We start from the raw sequence: 5,784 nt of genomic DNA, 5'->3' as shown, positions 1-5,784 counted from the left end.
GGGACCCGGCGTTTCCGGTTTGAGCGGCGGGCACGCCAGCCTGGCTGGCGTGGTGGCGTAATGGGGCTGTTCGGCAAGAAGAAGCGCGCACCGCGCGAGGACGAGTACGCGGCCTACGACGACGAGGTCGACTACGACGAGTCCGCTGAGTTCGAGGACTCCGACGAGTACGACACCGACGAGTTCCAGCGTCCCGATTTCGCGCACCTCGACTTCGACGACGCGCCCACCGACGAGCGCATCTACGGCAATTTCGACCACGAGCCGGACGCCGCCGCCGGCCCGTACGACATCAGCGAGGTCACCGACGAGATGATCGAGCGCCGCCTCGATCTGGGGTCGGTGGTCATCCCTGTGCCCGCGGGCGGGCAGCTGCAGGTGGAGATGAGCCCGGACGGCACCCCGCAGGCGGTGCATCTGGCCACCGAGCACGGCAGGCTCACCGTGGCCGCCTACGCGGCGCCGAAGTCGGCCGGGCAGTGGCGCACGGTCGCCGCGGATCTGGCCGAATCGCTGCGTGGTGACGGCGCGAGCGTCGCCGTGGAGAAGGGCCCGTGGGGCCGCGAGGTCAAGGCGATCACCGAGGGCGCCGACCTGCGCTTCATCGGTGTCGACGGACCGCGCTGGATGATCCGCCTGGTCGCCGCGGGCCCGTCGGGCGCGGTGGACGAGCGCAGCCCGCTGATCACGGCCGCGCGCGCGGTCCTGGCCGATGCCGTGGTGCGTCGCGGTGACGAGCCGCTGCCCGTGCGTGATCCGCTGCCGGTGGTGCTGCCGCAGGAACTGGCCGAACAGCTGGCCGCCGCCCACCAGCAGCAGGTGCTGGCCCAGCAGCAGGCGCTGGCCGCGCAGGCCGCCGCCGCGCAGGCCCCGCCGACCTCGGCGCTGCCCCCGAAGCTGCCCGACGAGCCGCGCCGCGGTGCGGACGGGTCGGCGATGCAGCAACTCGGTTTGAATTAGGTAGGTGCCCGCTGCGAGATAGGCAGCGGGCAATCCTGCGGGACAACTGATTTCGCGAACACATCGGTAACTCGCCGGGCACGCCCAGCGCGCAACCCATCCCCGTCCGTCGGCCCGGTCAGGGACGGGCTACCTAGCCGCGACCGGCAAAAGTCGCGGAGAGGCGGGGGAGCAAGGCGGCCAATTCCGTGAGTCCTGCATGTCCTAGCACCGCCGGATCGGCACCCAACTCGGCCAGGGTCACCCGATGCAGCCGCGCCTGCGGCAGCGTCGCCGCCCACTGTTCGGCGACGGCGATCGGGTGCACCGGATCATCGCTCGCGCCGACCACGGCCACCGGCACCGCGCTGTCGGCCAGCTGCTCGACCGTCGGCCAGGCGTAGGCGGCGGCCTCGTCGAGTGCCTGCGGCAGGTGCGGCCACTGTCCGCGCCAGGACTGGGTGAGCGCGTCGGCCAGCCAGCCGGGGCTCGACGCCCGCATCCGCTCGATCACCGCGTCCAGCCCGTCGGCGCGCAGTTGCTCGGCGGTAACCGAGGCGCTCAACGCGGCCGGGCAGGAGGCGGTTTCGGCGCCCGTCCAGGCGGGTAATGCTGTGATGACACCGACCACCGCGGTGCGGTGCCCGGCTGCCCAGTCGAGTGCGATCGCGGCGCCGAGGGATATCCCTGCGGCCAGGACGGGGCCGCGCGCTGCGGCGGCGTCCAAAGCCGCGGTACAGCTCGCGATCACGGCCTTCGGGTCCGGTTCGACGGCCTGGAACGCCAGTCCGTGCGCGGCTGCGGCCGGTCCGAACGCACGGGCGGCGAAATCGGCGTCGGAACCGGTTCCGGGCAGGGCGACCACGGTGACCTGGGATGGGGTGCGCAACACGGACCGAGCGTAGCGGCCGCCCGTTTGCCCATCTACAGTGGCGGTGTACGGCCAACTAGCGGGAGAAGCGTGCCATGTCGTCATCCACGGGCGGACACAAGTCGGGATCGGGTCCGGACTCGGGATATTTCCGTCGACTCGGGCGCCGCTTGACCGCCGATATCGATCAGCTCGACGCCGAGGAGCTGGCGGAGACGGCCGACGCCTCCGGTGCCCGGCGCGCGGCGGACTGTTGCCGCGGTGAGGAAGCCACGATTCTGGGCAGGCTGCGCAGCGTCGAGGCGTGTCCCAAGGCCGCGGGCGCGACCGTGCAGGCCGAGTTCTTCGACGGCACCGACGCGATCACCCTCGTCTGGATCGGCCGCAGGCGCATTCCCGGGATCGTACCGGGCAGGCGCATCATGGTCCGTGGCCGCGTCGGCGACCGCGACGGCCGCAAGGTGATCTTCAACCCCTACTACGAATTGCGCGGGAACAGCTGACGTATGCCCTCCAGCGACGAGTACCGCGCTGCCGCGGACCCCGAACCCACTGTGGCGCTGCCGGTGGCGACCGATAGCCCGGTCGACCCCGAGATCGACGCCGAGGTCGAGCAGCACCGACAGACCCTGCTCGAGCAGCTGGGCGGGATCAGCGGCCTGATCTACTCCACCCTGCCCGTGCTCGTGTTCGTCCCCGTGAACACCGTCGCGGGCCTCACCGTGGCCATCTGGGCCGCACTGGGTGTGGCCGCGGGCGTGCTCGGGTGGCGGCTGTTCCGCCGCAGCCCGGTGCAGCCGGCGATCTCCGGTTTCCTCGGTGTCGGCGTGTGCGCGTTCATCGCCTCCAGGACGGGAGAGGCCAAGGGGTACTTCCTGTTCGGGATCTACACCAGCCTGGTGTACGCGGGCGTGTTCGCGGCGTCGATCCTGTTCCGGTGGCCGCTGGTCGGCGTCATCTGGGGCGCCCTCAACGGGCACGGCACCGCCTGGCGCGGCGATCGCCGCATTCGCAGGCTCTACGACCTGGCCACGGTCGTGTGGGTGGTCGTGTTCGGCGCCCGCTACCTGGTCCAGTCGCAGCTCTACGACACCGACCACACCACCTGGCTGGCGGTGGCCAGAATCGGCATGGGCTGGCCGCTGACGGCGGTAGCCCTGGTGGTCACCGTGTGGGCGGTGCGCCGGGCCGGTCACCTGCCGGTCGGGAAATCCGATTCCGCCCGCGCCGGAACGGATTCCGCGCCCACCTGAGCCGTGACCGAAGCGCCGCAGGAGGTGGGGATCTACCCACCCTGGGGTGCCTGGTCCGGCCGGCGAGTTCGTCGCACGATCAATGCGTAACCGAAAACGCAGTGATCGTGAAAGGACCGGCGACCATGATGGCTCCCGAGCACCGCCTCTCCGGCGCATCGAAGTACTCCGCCTCCGTGCTGTCGGAGAGCAAGCGCATCGGAGCCGAGCTGGACGCACTGATCGCACCCGCCGCGGCCGGTGACCGCGACGCCGTCGCCGAGATCGTGCGCCTGGTGCATCCGCTGGTCCGGCGCTACTGCTCAGCCAGGATGGGCGCCACCGGTCATCTCACCGTCACCAGCGACGATGTCACCCAGGAAGTGCTGATGGCCACCGTCACCGCCATCCCGCGCTACCGCGACCAGGGAAAATCGTTCCTGGCGTTCGTCTACGGCATCGCCGCCAACAAGGTGTCGGACGCGTTCCGCCGCGCCAAGCACACCGCCTACCCGATGGCCGAGCTGCCCGACGCCGCCAGCGGTGCGGCGGGCCCGGAGGAGTGGGCGCTGGCCCACGAACGCGGCGCGGCCACCCGCGACCTGATGCGGGTGCTGGCGCCGAACCACCGCGAGGTGCTGGTCATGCGGATCGTGCTCGGCTGGAGCGCGGCGCAGACCGCCGAGGCCATCGGCACCAGTCCCGGTGTGGTGCGGGTGATGCAGCATCGCGCGCTGAACAAGCTGCGCGCGGAGCTGCAGGTCGCCTGAGCGTCGTTACGGTTTGATGCCGTGGGTGGCCAGCGTCAGGCGCAGGTCCTCTTCGGCCTCCACCGACGTGACGAACAGCAGTTCGTCCTCGCCTTCGAACGGGTCGTCGGGCTGCGGCACGATCACCCGGCCGCCGCGCAGGATCGTCACCAGGGCGGTATCGCGTGGCATGACCAGCGTCCGGACCGGCTTGCCCGCCAGCTGGGTGTCGGTGGGCAGGGTGATCTCGACCAGGTTGGCCTGTCCCTGCCGCAGCGTCATCAGCCGGACGAGGTCACCCACCGAGACGGCTTCCTCGACGAGCGAGGCGAGCAGCCGCGGCGTCGACACCGCCACGTCGACACCCCACGACTCGTCGAAGAGCCACTCGTTGCGCGGATCGTTGACGCGCGCGACCACCCGGCGCACCCCGAACTCGGTCTTGGCGAGCAGGCTGTGCACCAGGTTCGTCTTGTCGTCACCGGTGGCCGCGATCACCACCTCGTAGGTCTCGAGCTGAGCGTTCTCGAGCAGCGACAGCTCACAGGCGTCGGCGTGCACCCACACCGCGTCGGGGATGGCGGCGGGGTCGATGTGGTCGAGTTGACGTTCGATCAGCATCACCCGATGCCCGCCGCGCAGCAGTTCCCTGGCGATCGAGCGCCCGACGGCGCCCGCTCCGGCGATGGCCACCTTCATGTTGTTCAGTCCTCGCTCAGGGGAGCCTTGGCGGCCAGGGCGACCGCCTCACCGACACTGCCGGACGTCGCCGCGACGTAGACCACGTCGTCGGCCTGGACGATGGTCTTGGATTCGGGCAGCAGACCCTGGCCGAAGCGCAGGATGAACGCCACCCGCACCCCGAGTTCGCGTTCCAGATCGCGCACGGTGCGCCCGGACCAGTCCTCGTGCAGCGTGAGCTGCGTGACAGCCACCGCGCCCGTCGGATCACGCCAGGTCGTGGTCGAGTTGTCGCCGATCAGCGTGCGCAGGAACCGGTCGGTGGTCCACGGCACGGTCGCGATGGTGGGGATGCCGAGCCGCTCGTAGACCTCGGCGCGCTTGGCGTCGTAGATCCGGGCGACGACGCGTTCGACGCCGAACATCTCCCTGGCCACCCTGGCCGAGATGATGTTGGAGTTGTCACCGGAGGACACCGCCGCGAAGGCGTCGGCGCGCTCGATTCCCGCGCGGGTCAGCACATCCCGGTCGAAACCGACACCCACTACTTCCTGCCCGGTGAACCCTTCACCCAGGCGGCGGAACGCGCTGGGATCGCGGTCGATCACCGTGACCTCGTGTCCCACCCGGACCAGGGCGCGCGCCAGCGACGAGCCGACCCGTCCGCACCCCATGATCACTACGTACACCGTGCACCCTCGTTCCTTGCCGAACCCGTGGCGTCCGGCATGGACCGTACCCGCCGGATGCTCCCATCGCCCATTTTCCCCTGGGCGAGGCGACGCAAACAATCACGACACCGCCGCCCGGCGGGGCGAACGTGCGCGCGATGGCGCCGGTGAACTCCTCTATGCTCAGCCCGGTGTCCAAGTTGACGACGGCAGCCAAGCGTGTGCTGCTGGGCAGGCCGTTCCGTAGCGATTCGCTCGGCCACACGTTGTTGCCCAAGCGTATCGCTCTTCCGGTGTTCGCCTCCGACGCGATGTCGTCGGTGGCCTACGCGCCGGAGGAAATCTTCCTGGTGCTGTCGGCGGCGGGCATCTCGGCCTATATGTACGCGCCGTGGGTCGGGCTGGCCGTCGCGTTCGTGATGGCCGTGGTGGTCGCCAGCTACCGGCAGAACGTGCACGCCTACCCGTCCGGCGGCGGTGACTACGAGGTCGCGACCAAGAACCTGGGGCCGACCGCCGGTCTGACGGTCGGCAGCGCGCTGCTGGTCGACTACGTGCTCACGGTGGCGGTGTCGATCTCCTCGGCCGCGTCGAACATCGGCTCGGCGATCCCGTTCGTCGCCACCCACAAGGTGTTGTTC

At 70.3% G+C, this 5,784-nt stretch carries 7 protein-coding genes and 1 pseudogene; 5 read left to right on the top strand and 3 right to left on the bottom strand.

The features are described 5' to 3' along the window. Window positions 1–60: 60 nt before the first annotated feature. Entirely contained in the window at window positions 61–960 is a 900-nt protein-coding gene (locus ACFWPJ_RS22630; RefSeq protein WP_378854345.1) for a DUF3710 domain-containing protein, read from the top strand. Window positions 961–1,093: 133 nt separating this feature from the next. On the opposite strand, the gene ACFWPJ_RS22625 is transcribed toward ACFWPJ_RS22630, so the two are convergent. Then, on the bottom strand, window positions 1,094–1,831 hold the full coding sequence (locus ACFWPJ_RS22625; RefSeq protein ID WP_378854341.1) for an alpha/beta fold hydrolase: 738 nt from the start codon (window positions 1,829–1,831) through the stop codon (window positions 1,094–1,096). Between the two features lie 74 nt (window positions 1,832–1,905). Between ACFWPJ_RS22625 and ACFWPJ_RS22620 the strand changes: the two genes are divergently transcribed. From ACFWPJ_RS22620 to ACFWPJ_RS22610, 3 genes are all read left to right on the top strand, one after another. Continuing rightward, window positions 1,906–2,313: an OB-fold nucleic acid binding domain-containing protein gene (locus ACFWPJ_RS22620; protein WP_378854339.1), complete on the top strand. Its 408-nt coding sequence runs from the start codon at window positions 1,906–1,908 to the stop codon at window positions 2,311–2,313. A 3-nt stretch (window positions 2,314–2,316) separates the two neighbouring features. Continuing rightward, window positions 2,317–3,063, top strand: a complete 747-nt coding sequence (locus tag ACFWPJ_RS22615) for a DUF3159 domain-containing protein (RefSeq protein ID WP_378854337.1) — start codon at window positions 2,317–2,319, stop codon at window positions 3,061–3,063. A gap of 128 nt (window positions 3,064–3,191) precedes the next feature. Further along, the gene (locus tag ACFWPJ_RS22610; RefSeq protein ID WP_378854343.1) at window positions 3,192–3,812 is read left to right on the top strand and encodes a sigma-70 family RNA polymerase sigma factor; all 621 of its coding nucleotides are present in this window, start codon (window positions 3,192–3,194) and stop codon (window positions 3,810–3,812) included. 6 nt (window positions 3,813–3,818) lie between these two features. Here ACFWPJ_RS22610 and ACFWPJ_RS22605 read toward each other — a convergent pair whose 3' ends face one another. Both ACFWPJ_RS22605 and ACFWPJ_RS22600 read right to left on the bottom strand, forming a co-directional pair. Then, window positions 3,819–4,490, bottom strand: a complete 672-nt coding sequence (locus ACFWPJ_RS22605) for a potassium channel family protein (protein WP_378854335.1) — start codon at window positions 4,488–4,490, stop codon at window positions 3,819–3,821. 5 nt (window positions 4,491–4,495) lie between these two features. Next, complete coding sequence (locus ACFWPJ_RS22600; RefSeq protein ID WP_378854333.1) at window positions 4,496–5,161, bottom strand: potassium channel family protein; 666 nt, start codon at window positions 5,159–5,161, stop codon at window positions 4,496–4,498. A gap of 173 nt (window positions 5,162–5,334) precedes the next feature. On the opposite strand from ACFWPJ_RS22600, the pseudogene ACFWPJ_RS22595 reads away from it, so the two are divergent. Beyond that, window positions 5,335–5,784: pseudogene (locus tag ACFWPJ_RS22595) on the top strand (DNA-binding protein); the annotation flags it as partial.

It is taken from the genome of Nocardia sp. NPDC058497, from assembly GCF_042720195.1.
Taxonomy (GTDB): domain Bacteria; phylum Actinomycetota; class Actinomycetes; order Mycobacteriales; family Mycobacteriaceae; genus Nocardia.
The sequence above is the reverse complement of the archived record's forward strand: the minus strand, read 5'-3'. Positions and strand labels throughout refer to the sequence as shown.